Annotated in this window: 18 protein-coding genes and 1 riboswitch; of the genes, 14 read left to right on the forward strand and 4 right to left on the reverse strand. The window is 68.8% G+C overall.

All coding sequences use genetic code 11. The features are described 5' to 3' along the window. The first annotated feature begins 33 nt into the window (after positions 1 to 33). Both QN152_06150 and ychF read left to right on the forward strand, forming a co-directional pair. The gene (locus QN152_06150; GenBank protein MDR7539102.1) at positions 34 to 273 is read left to right on the forward strand and encodes a DUF951 domain-containing protein; all 240 of its coding nucleotides are present in this window, start codon (positions 34 to 36) and stop codon (positions 271 to 273) included. A 4-nt stretch (positions 274 to 277) separates the two neighbouring features. After that, positions 278 to 1,366: a redox-regulated ATPase YchF gene (gene ychF, locus QN152_06155; GenBank protein MDR7539103.1), complete on the forward strand. Its 1,089-nt coding sequence runs from the start codon at positions 278 to 280 to the stop codon at positions 1,364 to 1,366. Positions 1,367 to 1,393: 27 nt separating this feature from the next. Here the strand turns inward: ychF and QN152_06160 are convergent, their stop codons facing one another. Genes QN152_06160 through cooS form a run of 3 tightly spaced genes read right to left on the reverse strand, consistent with a single transcriptional unit; the run spans position 1,394 to position 5,066 of the window. Continuing rightward, positions 1,394 to 2,653 (reverse strand): FAD-dependent oxidoreductase, encoded by a 1,260-nt coding sequence (locus QN152_06160; GenBank protein MDR7539104.1) that lies wholly within the window; start codon positions 2,651 to 2,653, stop codon positions 1,394 to 1,396. A 3-nt stretch (positions 2,654 to 2,656) separates the two neighbouring features. Beyond that, positions 2,657 to 3,160, reverse strand: coding sequence for a 4Fe-4S dicluster domain-containing protein (locus tag QN152_06165; protein ID MDR7539105.1), 504 nt, complete (start codon positions 3,158 to 3,160; stop codon positions 2,657 to 2,659). A 10-nt stretch (positions 3,161 to 3,170) separates the two neighbouring features. Continuing rightward, positions 3,171 to 5,066, reverse strand: a complete 1,896-nt coding sequence (gene cooS, locus QN152_06170) for an anaerobic carbon-monoxide dehydrogenase catalytic subunit (protein ID MDR7539106.1) — start codon at positions 5,064 to 5,066, stop codon at positions 3,171 to 3,173. Between the two features lie 62 nt (positions 5,067 to 5,128). Continuing rightward, positions 5,129 to 5,237: riboswitch (molybdenum cofactor riboswitch) on the reverse strand. Positions 5,238 to 5,530: 293 nt separating this feature from the next. On the opposite strand from cooS, the gene rpsF reads away from it, so the two are divergent. From rpsF to QN152_06225, 11 genes are all read left to right on the forward strand, one after another. Beyond that, the gene (gene rpsF / locus QN152_06175) at positions 5,531 to 5,926 is read left to right on the forward strand and encodes a 30S ribosomal protein S6 (GenBank protein MDR7539107.1); all 396 of its coding nucleotides are present in this window, start codon (positions 5,531 to 5,533) and stop codon (positions 5,924 to 5,926) included. Positions 5,927 to 5,935: 9 nt separating this feature from the next. Beyond that, entirely contained in the window at positions 5,936 to 6,331 is a 396-nt protein-coding gene (gene ssb, locus QN152_06180; GenBank protein ID MDR7539108.1) for a single-stranded DNA-binding protein, read from the forward strand. A gap of 42 nt (positions 6,332 to 6,373) precedes the next feature. Next, positions 6,374 to 6,631 (forward strand): 30S ribosomal protein S18, encoded by a 258-nt coding sequence (gene rpsR / locus QN152_06185; protein MDR7539109.1) that lies wholly within the window; start codon positions 6,374 to 6,376, stop codon positions 6,629 to 6,631. A gap of 176 nt (positions 6,632 to 6,807) precedes the next feature. Continuing rightward, the gene (locus QN152_06190) at positions 6,808 to 7,848 is read left to right on the forward strand and encodes a DUF2232 domain-containing protein (protein MDR7539110.1); all 1,041 of its coding nucleotides are present in this window, start codon (positions 6,808 to 6,810) and stop codon (positions 7,846 to 7,848) included. Then, complete coding sequence (rplI, locus tag QN152_06195; protein MDR7539111.1) at positions 7,845 to 8,291, forward strand: 50S ribosomal protein L9; 447 nt, start codon at positions 7,845 to 7,847, stop codon at positions 8,289 to 8,291. Before QN152_06190 ends, rplI begins: the two co-directional genes overlap by 4 nt. Before the next feature lie 9 nt (positions 8,292 to 8,300). Next, positions 8,301 to 9,983, forward strand: a complete 1,683-nt coding sequence (lonC, locus tag QN152_06200) for a Lon family ATP-dependent protease (protein MDR7539112.1) — start codon at positions 8,301 to 8,303, stop codon at positions 9,981 to 9,983. A 214-nt stretch (positions 9,984 to 10,197) separates the two neighbouring features. Further along, positions 10,198 to 12,531 (forward strand): replicative DNA helicase, encoded by a 2,334-nt coding sequence (gene dnaB, locus QN152_06205; GenBank protein MDR7539113.1) that lies wholly within the window; start codon positions 10,198 to 10,200, stop codon positions 12,529 to 12,531. A 108-nt stretch (positions 12,532 to 12,639) separates the two neighbouring features. Then, positions 12,640 to 13,980 carry a family 10 glycosylhydrolase gene (locus tag QN152_06210; GenBank protein MDR7539114.1) on the forward strand — a complete coding sequence of 447 codons (1,341 nt, stop codon included), beginning with the start codon at positions 12,640 to 12,642 and terminating at the stop codon, positions 13,978 to 13,980. A 29-nt stretch (positions 13,981 to 14,009) separates the two neighbouring features. Continuing rightward, on the forward strand, positions 14,010 to 15,554 hold the full coding sequence (locus tag QN152_06215; GenBank protein ID MDR7539115.1) for a carboxypeptidase M32: 1,545 nt from the start codon (positions 14,010 to 14,012) through the stop codon (positions 15,552 to 15,554). Between the two features lie 194 nt (positions 15,555 to 15,748). After that, on the forward strand, positions 15,749 to 16,576 hold the full coding sequence (locus tag QN152_06220) for a radical SAM protein (protein MDR7539116.1): 828 nt from the start codon (positions 15,749 to 15,751) through the stop codon (positions 16,574 to 16,576). A 144-nt stretch (positions 16,577 to 16,720) separates the two neighbouring features. After that, positions 16,721 to 17,845, forward strand: a complete 1,125-nt coding sequence (locus QN152_06225; protein ID MDR7539117.1) for a citrate synthase — start codon at positions 16,721 to 16,723, stop codon at positions 17,843 to 17,845. 20 nt (positions 17,846 to 17,865) lie between these two features. On the opposite strand, the gene QN152_06230 is transcribed toward QN152_06225, so the two are convergent. Next, the gene (locus tag QN152_06230; protein ID MDR7539118.1) at positions 17,866 to 18,654 is read right to left on the reverse strand and encodes an alpha/beta fold hydrolase; all 789 of its coding nucleotides are present in this window, start codon (positions 18,652 to 18,654) and stop codon (positions 17,866 to 17,868) included. A 45-nt stretch (positions 18,655 to 18,699) separates the two neighbouring features. On the opposite strand from QN152_06230, the gene QN152_06235 reads away from it, so the two are divergent. Beyond that, entirely contained in the window at positions 18,700 to 19,263 is a 564-nt protein-coding gene (locus tag QN152_06235; GenBank protein ID MDR7539119.1) for a metallophosphoesterase, read from the forward strand. Positions 19,264 to 19,320: the final 57 nt, after the last annotated feature.

Here is a 19,320-nt window from a genome sequence, read left to right on the forward strand (position 1 = left end):
GAGCATCGGCCCTGTGGCAGCCGGGGATGGACGGTGGCAATCGTCAAGTTGAACGTCGGGGATGTGGTGCGCACGCGCAAGGCGCACCCCTGCGGCAGCGATCAGTGGGAGATCGTCCGCCTGGGGGCGGATGTGCGCATCCGCTGCATGGGCTGCGGTCGCAGTGTCCTCATGCCCCGGGTGAAGCTGGAACGGCGCATCCGCCAGTTCGTGCGCCGCGCCGCCTCCATAGACTCCTCATCCGGTCCCCGGGGTGATCTCACCGGCCCCTGAATCTGTGGCGCTGCGGGTCGGGATCGTCGGTTTGCCCAACGCCGGCAAGTCCACGCTGCTGAACGCGCTGGCCAGAGCGGGCGCGCCTGTGGCCGCCTATCCTTTCACCACTATCGACCCCAACCGGGGGATGGTAGCGGTGCCCGACGAGCGCCTGGGTGCCATCGCCAGCGTCACCCACCCCCAGCGCGTCGTCCCGGCCGCGGTGGAGTTCGTGGACATCGCCGGGCTGGTTCGCGGCGCCCACCGGGGCGAGGGCCTGGGCAACCAGTTCCTGGCGCACATCCGCGAGGTGGACGCCCTGGTGCACGTGGTCCGTGTCTTCGAAGCGGCGGATGTGCCGCACGTGGAGGGCGCGCTGGATCCCCTGCGCGATGCCGAGATCGTGGAGACCGAACTGGCCCTGGCCGACCTGTCCACGGTGGAACGGGTCCGGGAAAAGGTTGCCCCACGGGCCCGCAGTGGGGCAAGGGGGGCGCAGCAGGAGCTGGCCCTGACCGACCGTCTGCGGGAGGCACTGCAGCGGGGCATCCCCGTGCGGCGGCTGCACCTGCACCCCGTGGAGGCGGAGCAGGTGAGTCGGTGGCACCTGCTCACCTGTCGCCCGGTCATCTATGTGGCCAACATCTCCGAGGGGGTCGCGCCGCAGGACCCGCGGGTCCAGGGCCTGGTGCGGCACGCCGAGGCCCAGGACGCGGCCATCGTGGTGGTGGACGCGCGACTGGAGTCCGAGCTTGCCGACCTGTTGCCGGAGGAGGCTGCGGAGTTCCGGGCGGTGACGGGAGAGGAGGCCGCACTGCCCCGCTTAGTGCGGGCGGCATACACCCTGCTGGGCTACGTGACCTTCTTCAGCGTGGTCTCGGCGGAGGTGCGTGCCTGGCCGGTGGTGCGGGGGACGACGGCCGTAGAGGCGGCGGGGAGGATTCACACGGACATGGCCCAGGGCTTCATCCGCGCGGAGGTCATCCCCTGGCAGGCCCTGGTGGCGGTTGGCGGGCTGCATCAGGCCCGCGAGCGCGGGCTGCTCAGGCTGGAGGGGCGTTCCTACCAGGTGCAGGACGGCGACGTGATCACCTTCCGCTTTGCGGTTTGAGCGGAGGTGCCTGTCTTAGGTTAAACTCTAGGCCGCGTAGGCCTCAGGGAATGTGCGTAGTGCACGCACGAAAGGTGCGCAGGTGCCTTTCTGAATGAGCACCTCCTTCCACGGGCTAACGTCCACGCGCTCCCGGATCAGGGCCGTGTAGACCCCGGCACCCTCTACCTCGCCCACCAGGATGAAGCCCACAAGCGTCCCGCCGCGAAAGACGAGCTTGCGGTACACCCGGTCGCGACGGTGTGCGTGCACGTCGTAGCCTTCCTGGGGAGGATGGATCAATCCAGCGGAGATGACCGGGATGCCGGCCAGCTCCACCGCGTTGAGCAGCCCCCAGGCGCCGGGGTACTCCCGCGATCCGCCAGCCATGTTCTCTCCAGCAACCTGGCCCATGAACACTGCGTTGGTCCACGTGCCGCTGACAACGGGCTCCCCGGTCACCACATCGGCCGTTTCCACCACATCTCCCGCGGCGTAAATCTGGGGATAGCTGGTCTGCAGGAAGCGATTGACGAGGATGCCGTGCCGCGTGGCCAGCCCGGCCGTACGGGCGATATCCGCGTTTGCCCGGACGCCCGTGGCTATCACCACAAGGCCGGCAGCGAGCTCTGTTCCGTCGTCGAGGACGACGCCGCGCAGGCGACCCTCCTGCCGGCAGAGGGCACGGACGGTACGGCCAAAGATCATCTCAATGCCCTGGGCTTGTAGCGCCGCCTGGACTATCTCGGCCGCAGGGGCGTCAAGCTGCTGAGGAACGATCCAGGGCAACATCTCCACAATGGTCACCGACAGCCCCAGGTGGCGCAGGCCAAGAGCAACCTTCGTCCCGATGCGCCCGCCGCCGACAATGACGGCGGGAGAGGAAGGGCCGATGGCCCGCACAGCGGCCTTGAGGACAGTGGCGTCATCCAGCGTGCGCAGCACGAAGCTGCCGGGGCCGGGCACGCCATCAATGGGCGGAAGTGCGGGGGACGCGCCCGTGGCGATGAGCAGTCTATCGTAGGCAAGGGTACGGCCGTCGTCCAGGATGACGCGTGCTTCCGCGGGGACCACAGCCCTTACCCGCGCGCCCAGATGCACCATCACATCCCTGGGGAGGTGGAGAGGATCGCGATGGAGATGCTGTGCCTCGGGCGCATCGTGGAGGAGGTAGGGCAGCAGCGGGCGGTAGTAGGCTGCATGGAGCTCGTCGGAGACGATGGTGATCTCGCTGGAAGGGTCGCGCCGGCGAATGGCCTGGGCTGCGGCATTGCCCGCTGCGCCGTTGCCGATAATCAGGTGCCGCATACCTTAGCCCTCCTGTCCGGCCAGCATGGTAGCTGCGGTCCGCCGAGCGATAGCGGCCCACTCTTCGGGCTCAGCGTAAACCAGCGCTTTGGTCGGACAGGCTTCCACGCAGGCCGGAATGGCCCGATCCGGGCAGCGGTCACACTTGGCCGCCACCCACCGTCCCCCGTCCAGCCGGCGGCCGATAACGCCGTAGGGGCAGACCATGATGCAGGTCCAGCAGCCGATGCACTTGTCGGTGCGCTGGGTCACGACGCCCTGGCGGTCCCAGTCGCGGTAGATCGCCCCGCTCAGGCAGGCCGCCAGGCAGGGGGCATCGTCGCAGTGGCGGCACAGTATGGGAATGTTGCGCCCGTCGGACGACTCAACGTACAGGCGCTTCTTGGGGGGCGGTGTCTCGAAGATGGCGGTGAAGAGTTCCTTCGAGGCGGAATGCTCCACCGCGCAGGCGAGCTCGCACTCGCGACATCCCGTGCAACGGTCCAAGCGGACGAAGATGTGCTTCATGGCAGGCCCCTCAAACCCCCAGCGTAGCTCGCCGCTCGCGGATCGCCTGGAGCAGCTTCCGGGCTGCGGCCACCGGATCGGGCTCGACGATGAAGTAGCCGCCGAAGAGTTCCTTAACCCCTTCGGTGAGGAGCCGGGTCACGGCAGGACCTCCCAGTACCGGTGGGACCACGCCCACGTGCACCGGAAGGCCAGCGGCCACAGCCCAGGTGCCGATGGCGATGGCTTTCTCGGTAGTTGCCTCAGGGGCGCTGGCCACCACCGGAAGCTTGTCCAGGTCAACGCCGAGCTTGTTGGCCACGGCTACGGCCACGTCGGCGGCGCGGGTGTTGTCCACGCAGGAGCCCATATGGAGCACCAGAGGCAGGGAAGAGTCGAGGCCCACCGCCTGGCCCACCGCGCCCAGGACCGCGCCGAGCCCGGGTCCTGCATACTCTCGGGCTGCATCGGAGGTGAGGAGGCCGTGTCGGGCATAGGCGCCAGCGCCGCAGCCCGTAGCCAGGAGGAGCACGTTCTCCTTGGCCAGCTCCTTGGCCAGGGAGACAAAGCCAGAGTCCTGGGTGACCCGGACATTATTACACCCGGCGAAGAGACAGATGCCCAGGATGTTGCCGCTGACGATGTTGTCGATCAGAGGTTTCAAGGGGTCATCTTTGTTCACCGCCGCCAGGGCGCCTAGGATGGCCTCGCTGGAGAAGCCAGCGACAGCGGCGCTGGCGTGCGTAGGGATGTTGACCTTGGCCGGGTCGCGCCTGCGGTAGGCGTCGATGGCCAGGCGTATGATCTCACGGGCAGAGGCGCGGGCGTGGCCTTCGTGAAATTCAACGTGGCGTGCCCCCGGGATCTTGCTGATGGGCATGGTGGTGACGAGCTGGGTGTGGTAGCACTCAGCGACATTGGCCAGACTGGGCATGATGCACTGGTAGTCCACAACCATGGCGTCCAGGGCCCCGGTGAGGATGGCCAGTTCCTGGGATACAGAGTGTGTGGCTGGCGGGATGCCGTGGCGCATGAGCACTTCATTCCCGGTACAGCAGATCCCGACCAGGTTGAGGCCGTCAGCGGCTCCAGCGGCACGAGCCTCATCCTGCATCTCGGAAGCGACCTGCACGATAACGTCTGAGAGCACAGGGTTGTGGCCGTGGAGGGCGATGTTGACGGCATCCGCCTTAAGCACCCCTAGATTGGCCCGAGAGACCACGGGTCTGGGGACGCCAAACAGGATGTCGGCCAGGTCGGTGGCTATGTGCATTCCGGCGTAGTCGGCCAGCGCGCACTTGATCCCGCCAAGCAGGATGTTTGCCGGGTCGGCGTCAGTACCGTACGTGGTACGGTGCATGACCTCAGCCACGGCCCCATCGATGCTGGTGGGCACCACGCCATACTTGAGAAAGGTCTGGACGCGGCCCGGCGTTACGGTGGTCGCGGCCCACGTCAGCGGTGCCTCCTTTTCGGAGAACTCGGCCAGGGCCGCGGCGGCCACCTCGCCCATAAGTGCCTGGGTATCCTTCCCGTCTAACGGGATCCCCACCCGGGTGGCCACCTCCCGGAGCTTAGCCTCGTCCTTGACCGGATAGTCCGAGGCCTCCCCACGGCCGGCCCTGAGCATAGTGTGCGCCAGGTGCTTGGCGTGCCCGGAGTGGGAGGCGGTGCCCGCGGCGATCATCCGGGCCAGATTTCGCGCCACGATGGTATCCGCGCTGGCCCCGCAGGTGCCGGTCCGGGGGCCTTCGCCGAACGGGTCGATGCGGCACGGCCCCTGGAGGCACATCCGGCAGCACAGCCCCGTCAGCCCAAAGCCGCACTGGGGCTGCTGGGCTTGAAAGCGATCCCATACCGTAGCGATCCCACGGCGCTGGGCGACCTCTAGCATCGCCTGGGACGCGATGTCGAGCGACCGCTCCATGGGCACCCCCCTCCTTTCCCTGGACCCTTGCAAACCCCCCCAACCAAAACATAAAGAGGCGGGCCCTGTTCGGGTCGCCTCCTTTGCAGCCGGCAGGCGAAGGGATTGCTCCCCTCACCCTATCGCCCGTATGTTCCAGGCGGAACACACGGATCGGAGACGCTGCCTATTTGACCACGCTGCATACGGTCATGCCCGCCAACCTGCTCTCCGGGGCATTACCTTGGCCTTACAGTCCACTACTTTCAGTATACTCGGAAGCGTCCCCGAGTTCCTGCGAGGTGGGAACGGCTGTGCATGCCCCGCGCCCTGAAAGCTCCTCGCCCTGAGAGCCCCGCACCCCTGCAAATTGCCCTGCCCCCGGCCGATGCTATAATTGGGTGTCTTGCAAAGCTCCTGCCCTGCCCGCCGCCAGGCGTCGGCAGGGCCCCCGGCGGCTGTCGGGAGTCCAGGGGAGGGAAGGGATGCCTCAGTACGAGATGGTCTATATCGTCCGGCCGGATCTGGAGCCGGACGCCGTGCGGGCTGCGGTCGACCGCATCGGTCAGCGCGTGACCGAGCAGGGCGGCAGCGTGGACCATGTGGAGGTGTGGGGCAAGCGCCGGCTGGCCTATCCGCTGCGGAAGTTCCGTGAGGGGATCTACGTGCTGACCCGCTTCACCATTGACAGCGCCCACATCCCGGAGTTCAAGCGGTTGACCCGCATCATGGACGAGGTGATGCGGCTGCTGATCGTCAAGGCCGAGGGCCCGCTGCCGGCGGTCAAGGCCGTCCCCGCGCCGTCCGCCGAGCCGCGCGCGGCCCACGAGCCTGTGGCAGTGGAGCCGTCCGCCGACCGCGGCGGCCCCGAGGGAACCTAGGAGGGTGCCGTGCTGAACCGGGTGATCCTGATTGGTCGCCTCACCCGCGACCCAGAACTGCGGTACGTGCCCAGCGGTCAGCCCGTGGCCTCGTTCACCCTGGCGGTGGACCGCCCGTTCACCAACCAGGCGGGCGAGCGGGAGACCGACTTCATCGACATCGTGGCCTGGCGCAAGCTGGCCGACCAGGTCTCGCAGCACCTGAGCAAGGGGCGGCTGGTGGCTGTGGAGGGACGGCTGCAGATCCGTTCCTATGAGACCCAGGACGGGCAAAAGCGCAAGGTGGCCGAAGTGGTGGCCGACGCCGTGCGGTTCCTCGACCGCAAGGGCGCCCAGGCAGCGACGGCGGCACCGGAGCCGGCCGCCGCGGATTTCGAACCTGAGGAGGAGGACGTGCCGTTCTAGACCGGACCGGGTCCGGTCCGGGGCGGAACTGGGGAGGGTCCCATGGCCGACCGCGAGAAGGAGAAGAGTGACCGCAAGCAGTGGCGCCGGCGTCCCAAGCGCAAAGTCTGCGCTTTTTGCGCCGAAAAAGCCACTTTTATCGACTATAAGGATGCCGGCAAGCTGCGCCGCTATGTCACGGAGCGGGGAAAGATCCTGCCGCGGCGGATCTCCGGGACCTGTGCCAGGCACCAGCGGTCACTGGCGGTGGCGATCAAACGGGCCAGAGAGCTGGCCATGCTACCCTATACCAGCGAATAGGGCATCCTGCGACGTTGTGGCCCATTAGAGGGCCAATTTGGCCCCTCTTGACGCAGTTGTCCAGCGCGTAGCGCTGTTCGGTATAGCCAGGCGCCAGAGGACGACAGTACGATAGAGGCGGGGATCATCCCCGCCTCTTCGCATTACCCTGGCGCACCGGAGACCCCGGAAGGACAATGAGGCGTACCCGTCTCAGCACACGAGGCCTGACCGAGGGCGCGATTCAGGCTGCCCTGGTGGCAGTACTGGCTCTCCTTACGCGGTACGTCCCGCTGGCCGTACTGGCCACGACCTTCCTGATGCCCCTCCCCTTGATGGTACTCACGATCCGCCACGGCGTGCGGCCGGCGGTGCTGGCAGCAGTGGTTTCCGGCCTGGTGGCCGGTGTGCTCTCCGGAGACCTGCTGACCGGCGTGGGGATCCTCGTGGCAGTGGCTCCATTCGGCATCATGGTGGGCTTGGGGGCGCGGCGGGGGTGGAGTGGGCCGGCCATTGTGGGGGTAGCGGTCCTGGTTTCAGGAGTGTCGCTGGTGGCCAACGGGCTGCTGCTGCTGGCCTTCCTGGGGATCAATCCGGTGCAGCAGTACAGCGAGATGGTGTTGACCATGCGCCAGCAGATGGAGGGTGCGGCCTCCCTCTACGGGCGGCTGGGTCTCGGCCAGGAGGCGGCGGAGTCCTATCGCCGCACCATGCTGGCGGTGCTGGACCTGATGCCGCGGCTGGTGCTCTTCGGCTTCGTGACCACGGCGGTGACCACCGGCTGGCTGAACTACGAGGTCGCCCGGCCGATCCTGCGCCGGGTCGGCCACCCCCTGCCGGCGCTGCCCCCGGCGTCGACCTGGCGATTGCCTGGCTTGGCCCTGTGGCTGTTGCCCCTGGCCTGGCTGATCTCAGCCCTGGGGTGGCAGCCGGTGACGTCCCTGTCCGATCGGCTGCGCAGCACTCTGCCCCCTGCCCTCCTGCCCGTCCCCTCGGACCTTGGCCTCAACCTCCTGGCATTGCTCTCGGTGGCCCTGCTGGTCCAGGGACTGATCGTGGGGTGGGTCTTCCTGGGGCGGTACCGCCTGCACCGGGCCCTCCGCGTCCTGCTGCTGCTGTGGCTGGCGTTCAACCCCCTCTTCAGCAACCTGCTGCTGATCGTGGGCCTGGTCGACTCCGTTTTTCCCCTGCGGGAGCGGCTGGCGCGGCGGGCAGCCCCGGCGGAGGCGAAGCCGTGAAGGTCATCCTATTGCAGGACGTTCCGGCGCTGGGGCGGGCCGGCACGCTGGTCGAGGTTAAGGAAGGCTACGCCCGCAACTACCTCCTCCCCCGGGGGTTGGCCCGCGAGGCGACCGCGGGGGCGATCCGGGCCCGCGAGGTGCTGCGGCAGGCAGAGGAGCAGCGTCGTGCCCGGATGCAACGGGAGACCGAGCAGCTGGCGCAGGCCCTCTCCGCTCTGACCCTGGAGATTCCGGCGCGCGCCGGCGCGGAGGGGCGCCTCTTCGGTGCTGTCACGGCGCAGCAGGTCGCTGATGCGCTGCGCCAGCGCGGCTTCCCGGTGGACAAGAAGCAGGTAGAGCTGGAGCACCCCATCCGCGTCGAGGGGTTCCACCGCGTGGCGGTGCGCCTGCCCACCGGCCGGCTGGTTCGGGTCGCCGTCAACGTGGTCGGGCGGAGGTGAGGGTGTTTCATGGCTGTCCGCTTCCCCCTGCACCGATCGCCGCGCCGGCTCCGGGGAGGAGCGCGCGTCCGCCGCGAAGTGGAGGCCCTCGCCCGCAAGACTGTGAGCGCTGAGGTGGAACGCCGGGTACAGGAGCTGCTGCTGCGACGCCAACGAGCGTTCCTGCAGGAGCTGCGTCTGCAGGTGCTGCAGGAGTTGGGCGGCGGGGAAACGCCGGAAAGCGCGCGCCGGCTGGAGGCGCTGGATCGTCTGGAGCGGGTCCACGTGGCCCGCCCGGTGCTGGAGCGGCTGCGGCCGCGCACGCTGCGGCAGGTGGTGGGGCAGGAGCGGGCGGTGCGGGCGCTGCTCAGCAAGATTGCCGTCCCCTTCCCCCAGCACGTCATCCTGTACGGACCTCCCGGCGTGGGCAAGACGACTGTGGCCCGGCTTGTCCTGGAGGAAGCCAAACGGCTGCCCTTCGCCCCGTTTGCGCCTGATGCGCCATTTGTGGAGGTGAACGGAGCCGCCCTGCGCTGGGACCTGCGCGAGACAGCCGACCCCCTCCTGGGCTCCGTCTGCGACCCCATCCACCTGGGCGGGCATCATGGCCCAACAGACAGCGGCCCGCCCGAGCTCAGACTGGGCCTGGTCACCAGAGCGCACGGAGGCGTGCTGTTCATCGACGAGGTGGGGGAGCTGGACGCGGCGGCGCAGGCCCGCCTGCTCAAGGTGCTGGAGGACCGGCGGGTATACTTCGCCTCCCCCTCCTACGACCCGGACGACCCGGCGCTGCCGGCATACGTGCGGCGCCTCTTCGAGCACGGGGCCCCCGCCGACTTCGTTCTCATCGGGGCCACCACCAAGGATCCCGAGGAGATCAGCCCGATGATCCGCTCCCGGTGCGCGGAGGTGTATTTCGACCCCCTGTCCCCAGAGCACATCCGACGCATCGTCCGGGCCGCGGCCCGTCGGCTTGGCGTCGAACTGGCACGCGAGGTCCCCGGGCTGGTCGGTGAGTACACGGCCGAGGGGCGCAAGGCGGTGAGCCTGCTGGCCGACGCCTACGGTGTGGCCCTGCACCGTCGCCGCGGCCGGCGGGGGCGCGTGCGCATCGGACGGGCGGACCTCCTGGAGGTCATCCGCGCCAGCCGCCTCTCGCCCTCGGTCCCGCCCCGCAGTGGGGAGAAGCAGGAGATCGGTCGCGCCTTCGCCCTGGGTGTGGCCAACTTCGTCGGGTCGCTCGTCGAGGTAGAGGCGGCGGCCTTTCCCGCCGCCCGTCCCGGTCAGGGGACCATCCGCTTCAACGAGACCGCCGGCAGCATGGCCCGGGACTCGGTCTTCAACGCGGCGGCGGTGCTGCGCGCTGTGGCCGGGATTGACCTCTCTGACTTCGACCTGCACGTCAATATCATCGGGGGAGGGTTAATCGACGGGCCCAGCGCCGGCCTGGCCATGGTCGTGGCCATGATGAGCGCGGTGCAGCGTCGCCCGATCCGCCAGGACGTGGCCATGACCGGAGAGGTCTCCATCCAGGGGAAGGTGCGGCAGGTTGGTGGCATCCCCGAGAAGCTGGTCGGCGCCCGGCAGGCCGGGATGCGCAAGGTGCTCCTCCCCGCAGAAAACCTGGCCGACGTAGGGGAGGCGCCCCGGGGCCTGGAAGTGGTCCCGGTGGCCACCGTACAGGAGGCCCTCCCTCACCTATTCCAGGCCTGAGCGCTCCGGCTGTCCCCGTCATCCCCAGGTTATCCACCGGAAATACCCGGAACCTGGCGCCAAATCAGGGTTTCTCCACAAGGGAACTCACAATGGGCCGTTCCAATTCGAAGGGGGATGTTGGATGGCTCGGAAGGACCGAGCAGTCAGGCCCTTGAAAGAATCAAACATTTGTTCGATAGTAGAGGTGGCCAGAGGTCTTGGGAGGAAATCCATGCGGGTCGTGCCGTTGGAGCGGGTTCCCCCGCAGAGCATCGAGGCCGAGCAGGGCGTCCTGGGCTCGATGCTGCTGGAGCGGGACGCCATCGCTCGGGTTGTGGAGATGCTCCGGGGCGAGGACTTCTACCGGGAAGCGCACCGCCGCATCTACGACGCTATGGTGGACCTGTTCGAGCGGGGAGAACCGGTGGATCTGATCACCGTGACCGACCGGTTGAAGGCGCGGGGCCAGCTGGAGGATATCGGCGGCGCGGCGTACGTCACCTCCCTGCTGGACGCCGTCCCCACGGCGGCCAATGTCGAGTACTACGCACGGCTGGTCCTCCAGAAGTCGCTTCTCAGGCAGTTGATAGCCGCGGGGACCGAGATCGTGGGCATGGGGTTCCGCGAAGAGCAGGATGTGGAAGTGCTCCTCGACCAGGCGGAGAAGCTGGTCTTTGGCATTGCCAGCCGGCGAATGACCCAGGATTTCCTGCCCATCCGGGAGGTGCTCCAGGAGTCCTTTGACCGCATCGACCGCCGCTACCAGGACAAGGGCACCGTCACCGGGGTGCCCACCGGGTTCGTCGATCTGGACCGCCTGACCGCCGGGCTGCAGCCCGCCGACCTGATCATCGTGGCCGCCCGGCCGGCTATGGGCAAGTGCCTCAAGTACGACACCGAGATCGTTGACGCCCAGACGGGTGCCGTCCGCACGATCCAGGAGGTCGTGGGGGCGCGCCAGGCCTCCCTTTTCACCCTCGACGACTCCATGAGACTGTCTCCCACCGCCCCCAGCCACTTCGTGGACGACGGGATCAGGCCGGTCTTCCGCGTGCGGCTGGCCAGCGGGCGGGAGGTGGAAACCACGCTCTCCCACCCCTTTTTGACCCCGCACGGTTGGTGCGCCCTCCACGACCTCTCCCCCGGCGCCCTGGTGGCCGTGCCCCGGCGCCTTCCCGTGTTCGGCGCGCTGGACCTGCCGGCGCACGAGGTGCGGCTGCTCGCCTACCTCACCAGCGGCCGCCTGCCCGCCTCCCCTCTCCTGGCCGCGGATTTCGCCGACGCCGTGGCTGTGGCGGACGCCATCCGCCTGGGCCGGCAGGCGGAGCGTGCCCGGCCAGCCGGCACGGTCATCTCCGGGGGCTCCCCGGTGGCGGAGGCGGTGGACGTCCTGCGGGCGCGCTACCGAGGGCTGGACGGGCCGTCCGCCACACGCTTCATCCCCGCAGAGGTGGCCACCCTGCGGCGGGAGAAGCTCGCCCTCTTCCTGAACCGCTTGCTTGCGGCCTGCGGCCAGATCGGCGGAGAGGGTGAGCACCTGACGCTGGAAGCCGAGATGCCCTCCCCCCGTGTGGCCCGCCAGGTGCAGCACCTGCTGCTGCGCTTCGGAGTGCCCTCCGTGATCGCGGGAACTTCCCTGCGCGTCGGACCGGCGGGAATGGTCCCGCTGATCCGGGAGGTGGGCGTCTTGGGGTGGGAGCGGCTGCGCCGCTGGGCGCGGAACCAGCAGCGCTCCCTCCTGCAGGAGGTGGACGTGATGTGGGATACCGTGGTCGCCGTGGAGGAGGCCGGCGCCTTCCAGGTGTATGACCTCACCGTGCCGCGGACGCACAACTTCATCGCCAACGACGTCTGCGTGCACAACACCACGTTCTGCCTGAACATCGCGCAGCACGCCGCGCTGCAGCAGAAGACGCCGGTGGCCATCTTCAGCCTGGAGACCAGCAGCGAGCAGGTGGTGCAGCGGATGCTGGCCGCGGAGGCAGAGGTGGACGGGTCGAGGCTGCGCACCGGGTTCCTCTCCGACAGCGACTGGCCCAGGCTGGCCCACGCCATGGCCCGCCTCTCCGAGGCGCCCATCTTCATTGACGACAGCGCCGCCATCAACGTCATCGAGATGCGGGCCAAGGCCCGCAAGCTGAAGGCGGAGCAGGGGCTGGGGCTGATCATCATCGACTATCTGCAGATGATCCAGTCTTACAAGCGGACGGAGAACCGCACCCAGGAGATCTCGGAGATCGCCCGGGCGACCAAGTCTCTGGCCAAGGAGCTGGACGTCCCGGTGATCGCCATCTCGCAGCTCTCCAGGGCGGTGGAGGCGTTGGGGAACCGGAGGCCGCAGTTGTCTCACCTCAGAGAGAGTGGCGAGCTGGAGCAGGTGGCCGACCTGGTGCTTTTTATCTACCGGGAAGACTACTACAACGAGAACACCGAGAAGAAGAACATTGCCGAGATCATCCTTTCCAAGCACCGAAACGGTCCCACCGGGACGGTGGAGCTGTACTTCGACAAGGAGCACAGCCGGTTCGTCGGGCTGGACCGGCGCCGCGGCGGGGCGGGGCGCTAGCTCACCCCAGCAATGCGCACGGCGCATTGTTGGAGACCCCGAGCCGTACCGTGGAGAATTCCCCGGACGTGCTCCCTGGGCCTCCCTGCCCCCGCTTAACGCGTCGTGATGCCCGGGTACGGAGCCGCGCTGCGGGTGCTGCTGGCCGCGGCCGTGCTGCTGGCGTGGCCGGCGGGACCTGCCTGGCATGCGGCCGCCGCCGCGGTCGATCCCGCCCCCACGGCCGCCCCCGACCGTCCCTCCTGGCTGCCCCGCCGTGCGCTCTGGATCGAGGTATCGGCGAACCTCCCGCTGCTGAGCAGCCGGGCGGCCATCCGAGGTCTGGTAGCCCGGGTTCGGGCGGCCGGCATAGATACCCTTATCCCCGAGGCGAAGAACGCCTGGGGGTTTGTCACCTACGAGTCCGGCTTCGCCCCGCATATCCGGACCTCCCCGGTGGCGCGATCCTTTTCCCCGTCCTACCCTCCGCCGCGGGAATGGTACCCGGAGGCGTTCGACCCGCTGGCCACGGTGATCGAGGAGGCACACGCAGCGGGGCTGCAGGTACACGTCGCAGTCAACGTCTTCGGTGCGGGGCTGGACCGCGAGGGGGTGGGCCTGGCCTTTGAGCGACCCGCGTGGCGGGAGGTGCACGCGACCGGGACGCCGGGGGAGGCAGGCGTCACGCTGGCCTCCGGAGCGGGGACGCCTGGGGCCATCGTCTTTACCAACCCTGCGCACCCCGAGGTGCAGCTCTACGAGCTGGCCGTCCTGTGGGAGATCGTCTCGCGCTACCCCATCGACGGGATAGTCCTGGACCGGGCGCGCTATTCCGCCTTGTCGGCCGACTTCTCCGAGCTGACCCGGGCCCGATTCGAGGCGGCGCTGGACCGTCCGCTCGTCCGCTGGCCGGACGAGGTCCTCCGGCCCTCCGGGGAGAGCCTGCGCCGAGGGCCCCTCTTTGGCGCCTGGGTGGCGTGGCGCGCCCGTGTGATCCGGGAATTTGTGCGGGCAGCCGGACAGTTAGTACGCCGAATTCGCCCGGGGATCCCGCTGGCCATGTACGTGGGGGCGTGGTATCCCACGGCGTATGAGGTCGGACAGAACTGGGGTCGTCCCGACGCACCCCCGCTGTTTTCGGCCTGGACCCCGGCGTGGGGCGAGGCCTCCCTGCTCCCCCACCTGGACTACCTGATTGCTGGCCTGTACTACCCCTCGCTCTCACCGCGAGAGGCCCTCTTCCAGAGGAGGCCGCCCTGGCGCAGCGTCGCCGGCGGAGCGGCCCTCGCCCGGGAGGTGACGCGCGGCACCCCGGTGCTGGGAGGGATCTGGCTCCAGCTGTACGCCGCGGACCGGGCGCGCGGCAGGCGAGCGATCCGCACGGCCGCCCGCCAGACCGACGGCGTCATGGTGTTTGATCTCTCAGATGTGATTCAGGGAGACTGGTGGGAGGCGATAGCCCATCCCTGACGATAGCCAGTCCCTGAGAGGAGGCAGAGATGCCGCAAATCCCTGAAGCCATAGAGCAGCTCAGGGCGCACCTGGCGCCCATCGTCGACCTGCGCCACGCCGCCGGGGTTCTGGGCTGGGACCAGCAGACCCACATGCCTCCCGGCGGTGGGAGGGCGCGGGCGGAGCAGCTGGCCACCCTCAGCCGGCTCATCCACGAGATGTTCACCTCCCGGCGCACGGGGGAGCTGCTGGAGGCGGCGGAGCGGGCAGCGGAGCAGCTCGATCCCGACTCCGACGAGGCGGCACTGGTACGCGTGACGCGGCGCGACTATGACCGGGCGACGAAGCTCCCCTCCGAGTTTGTCGCCGCCCGCAGCCGCGCCTCCAGCCTGAGCATTGAGGCGTGGCGGCAGGCCCGTCCGGCCAACGACTTCGCCGCCTTCTGTCCGCACCTGCAGCAGATGGTGGACTACGCCCGCCGCACTGCCGACTACCTGGGATATGCCCAGCACCCCTATGACGCGCTGCTGGACCTCTACGAGCCGTTGATGACCTCGCGGGAGGTGACCGAGCTGTTCGCCAGACTGCGGGAGGGGATCGTACCGCTCGTGCGCGCCATCGCTGCGGCGCCGCAGGTGGATGACAGCGTTCTGCACCAGGAATACGACGAGGCGAAGCAACAGAGCTTCGCTCTGGAGGTGGTCCAGGCCTTCGGCTACGACATCTCCCGCGGCCGCCTCGACCGGGCGCCGCACCCCTTTGCCGCCAGCTTCAGCCGTGACGATGCCCGCATCACCACCCGGTTCGACCGTCGCTTTTTCAACCCGGCGGTCTTCGCCATCTTCCACGAGGCGGGCCACGCTATGTACCACCAGGGGATGGCTCCCTCCCTGGAGCGGACCCCGCTTGCCGGTGGCGCCAGCCTGGGCGTCCACGAGTCCCAGTCGCGGATGTGGGAGAACCTGGTCGGGCGCAGCCGGCCGTTTTGGCAGCACTACTTCCCCCGACTGCGAGAGCTCTTCCCGGAGCAGCTCACGGGGGTAGACGCGGAGGGATTCTACCGGGCGGTAAACAAGGTGCAGCCGAGTTTGATTCGGGTAGAGGCCGACGAGGTTACCTACAACCTGCACATCATCCTGCGCTTCGAGCTGGAGAAGGCCCTGGTGGAGGGGTCGCTCAGGGTGGAGGACGCCCCGGGGGCCTGGAACGCCAGGATGGCCGAATACCTGGGGGTGACGCCCCCCAGCGACGCCGACGGCCTGATGCAGGACATCCACTGGGCCAGCGGCTCCATCGGCTACTTCCCCACCTACACGCTGGGGAACGTGATGGCAGCCCAGCTCTTCGCTGCGGCCCTGCGGGAGCATCCCGCGCTCCCAGAGGATTTCGCCCGGGGGGAGTTCCGGGTGCTGCTTGAGTGGCTGCGGAAGCACGTCCACCGGCACGGGCGGAAGTTTTTCCCACAGGACCTCCTGCAGCGCGCCACAGGCAGCCGCCTCACCCCTGAGCCGTACCTGCGATACCTGTGGGTCAAATTTGGCGAGATCTACGGGATCAGCGCACCGGAAACGGCTGGTCTAAGTTTCCCTTGACGCGAACGTATGTTCGATACTAGGATCGACCCGGGATGGTAGTTTCAGCTCAGTCATCAGGGATGCTGACCCGGGGGGCTCCCGATCAGGGACACCTGGTTCCCTGGTCATTTTGGACGACAGGCATGCGCTCCACGGCACGGGTCCAGTGGGTGGAGGTCCAGGTCAAGTCGGTCCTTAATCGGGTCCGTGGGATGCCCTTCCGGTGGTCGATTAACCCGTATAGGGGATGCGCTCACGCCTGCGTGTACTGCTACGCCCGGCTCACGCACTGGTTCCTGGACCAGGACGGGATCCGCGACTGGTCCTCCCGAATCTTCGTCAAGGTAAACGCGCCGGAGGTGCTGCGCCGGGAGCTCACCCGACCCACCTGGCGCCGGGAGCAGGTGCACATCGGCACGGCCACTGACCCCTACCAGCCAGCGGAGGGTACCTACCGCATCACCCGCCGGGTCCTGGAGGTGTTGAGTAACGCCGACACGCCGGTCGCCCTGGTCACCAAATCTACCATGGTCGTCCGTGACCGGGACGTCCTGGGGAAGCTGGCCCGGGGACCCGGGGCCCTGGTCATGTTCAGCCTGACCACGGTGGACCCGGCCCTCGCCCGGGAGATTGAGCCCGACGTCCCCCCGCCGCAGCGACGTCTAGAGGCCATGTGCATGCTGGCAGAGGCAGGGGTGGCCACGGGCGTCTTCCTGGCTCCTGTGCTCCCGGGGATCACCGACGGGGAGGAGCAGCTGGCTGCGGTGGTGGAGGCGGCCAGGGCCTACGGGGCCTCCGCCCTCTTCACAAATACCCTCCACCTGGGCCAGGTCACACGGGAGGCGTTCTTTTCCTACCTGGAGCACAAGCGACCCGCCCTCGTGCCGGAGTACGAGCGTCTCTACCGGGGCAAGTATGCGCCCCGGGCCACGCAGCAGCGGATCCAGCAGGTTGTTGCCGCCCTCAAGGCGCGCGCGGGCTTTGCGGGCCCGCCGGTGAGACCAGCTCCTGTCCCTTCCGCCCAGCTCCGGTTGCTTTAGCTGCTTCGGAACGAGGGTTGCTGCGGAATGCCCGATGGCCCGGCTGGCCCGGGCGCGGCTGCCCGTTACCCGGCCGGTCCCCTCGTTGACAGACGCGGGTGTCCTCTCTAGGCTAGGCCCGTAGGTACCATGCGGGGAGGAGAAGTGCAGTCTCAGGTTCAGCCCGGGCTGGAGGGCGTGGTTGCCGCCGCTTCAGCCATCTGCTTTGTCGACGGGCACGAGGGGCGGCTTCTCTACCAGGGCTACGACATCCACGACCTCGCGGAGCAATGCACCTTCGAAGAGGTCGTCTACCTCCTCTGGCACGGCGAGCTGCCGGCGCGGCCGCAACTGGAGGCGCTGCGTCGTGAGCTGGGCGCGGCGCGGGCGTTGCCGGCCGCGGTCCAGGGGCTGCTGAGCGGTCTGCCGCGGACGGCCGACCCCATGGACGTCCTGCGCACAGTCGTCTCCGCTCTGGCCCTCTACGACGCCGACCTCGAGGATCGCAGCCGCGAAGGCAACCTGCGCAAGGCGGCGCGCCTGGTGGCGCAGTTTCCCACCATCGTCGCCGCCTACCACCGCCTGCGCCAGGGGCAGGCGCCGGTGGCGCCGCAGCCGGAGGCGGGGCACGCTGCCGACTTCCTGCGCATGCTCTTCGGCCGCGAGCCTGACCCCGAGCATGCCCGGGCCATGGACGTGGCGCTCATCCTCCATGCGGACCACGAGCTCAACGCCAGTACCTTTGCCGCGCGGGTGACGGCGGCCACCCTTTCCGACATCTACGCGGCAGTCACCTCCGCCATCGGCACGCTCAAGGGTCCGCTGCATGGCGGGGCCAACGCGGCGGTGATGGAGCTGCTGCAGGAGGCGGGCACGCTGGAGCGGGTGGAGCCCGTGGTGCTGGAGAAGCTGGCGCGGAAGGAGAGGATCCCCGGCTTTGGCCACCGGGTCTACCGCACCGAGGATCCCCGAGTACGGCACCTGCGGCGGCTGTCCCAGCGGCTGGGGGAAAGGGCGGGCGATCTGCGCTGGTTCCAGATGACGCGGAGGATGGAAGAGGTGGTCATGCGGGAGCGTCAGCTCTACCCCAACGTCGACCTCTACTCCGCGTCGGTCTACGCGGCCTTGGGCATCACGCCCGATCTCTTCCCGCCCATCTTCGCCGTCAGCCGCATCAGCGGGTGGACGGGGCACATCCTGGAGCAATACGCCGACAACCGTCTCATCCGTCCGCGTGCCGATTACATCGGACCGCGGCAACGGGAGTTTGTCCCCCTCGACCGCCGCTGAGGCGTCGGATACTCCCCGCCCTACCCCACCTCGCGCACAAACGCCACCAGCTCGCGGTTGAACGCCTCGGGGGCCTCCAGGTTGGAGAGGTGCCCCGCCCGGGGCAGGAGGACCAGGCGGGCGCCACGGATGCCCTCGGCGATGACGCGGGCACTGTTGGGCGTGGTCAGCCCATCTTCCTCTCCCACCAGGACCAGTGTGGGGGCGGTGATGGCTGGCAGCTGAGGGCGGCTGTCCGGCCGTCCGGCCAGGGCGCGCAGCGCGCCGGCCAGTGCCTCCGCGGGGGGGTCGCCAATAATCTGCCGCAGGCGCGCCGCCACCTCCGGACGGGAGGCGCGGGTGGTCGGTCCGACGAGGCCCTGCAGCAACTGCTCCAGGGCCGCCAGGCCCTCCCGCTGCGCCCGCTCGGCCAGGGCCAGCCGGCCAGCACGCCCCTCCGGCGTGTCCGCCTCGGCCCGGGTGTCCGCCAGCACCAGCGCCCGCACGAATTCCGGCGCCCGCGCGACTAGGCGGAAGGCCACGTACCCACCCATGGAGAGCCCTACCACCACCGCACTGTTGACCCCCAGGCTGCGCGCCAGCCCCAGCACGTCCCCGGCCAGGTCCTCCAGGGTGTAGGGCCCCGGGGAGAGATCGGACTCGCCGAAGCCGCGGAAGTCCACAGCCAGCATGCGCGCCTGCCCGCGCAGCGCGTCCTGCTGTGGCGCCCACATCCGGCGGTTCAGAGGGAAGGCGTGGAGGAAGAGCACCGCCGGTCCCGTCCCTCCCAGATCGCACCCCAGCCTCATCCCGTCGATCACCCGGCGCATGCCGCCACCTCCTGTAGCGCTCCTGTTATCATAGCGGGGGACGCCATGGTCCGCATCCTTGCCTGCGCTGACCTGCACGGCCATGCCGAGCGCGTGGCCCGGGTGCGCGCCCTGGTGCTGGAGCAGCAGCCGGCTGTGCTGCTCCTGCCCGGCGACCTTACGCACCTCGGGCGTGGCGAGGAGGCGCTGGTCCTGCTGCACTCCCTGCCGCTGACCGTACTCACGATTCCCGGCAACATGGACACGCCCGGTGTCAAGTCTGCCATGCGGAGGCAAGGCGCCCTGCTGGAGGGCCCGCCGCGGGCCGTCGCCGGGGTGACGTTCGGCGGCCCGGACGTGGACCACCCCTGCGATGTGCTCGTGGTGCACGAGCCGCCCCACGGCGTTCTGGACCGGGTGGCCAGCGGCCGGCACATCGGTTCGCCCGCAGTGCGGGAAAAGGTGCTGCGGCTGCGGCCACGAGTGGTGGCCTGCGGGCACGTGCACGAGTCGCCGGGGATAGAGCGCCTCGGCGACACCCTGGTGGTCAACTGCACCATGGGCGACGGCAGGAGTGGCGGGGCGCTGATCGAGATCACCGCCGCAGAGGTCACCGCCCGCATTCTTTAGGACGCCCCAGGCATCGCGGGGGATTCTTGGACCCCGCCCAAGCGCGATCCACACTTC

The sequence above is a fragment of the Armatimonadota bacterium genome, from assembly GCA_031459715.1.
Classification (GTDB): Bacteria; Sysuimicrobiota; Sysuimicrobiia; order Sysuimicrobiales; family Humicultoraceae; genus Humicultor; species Humicultor tengchongensis.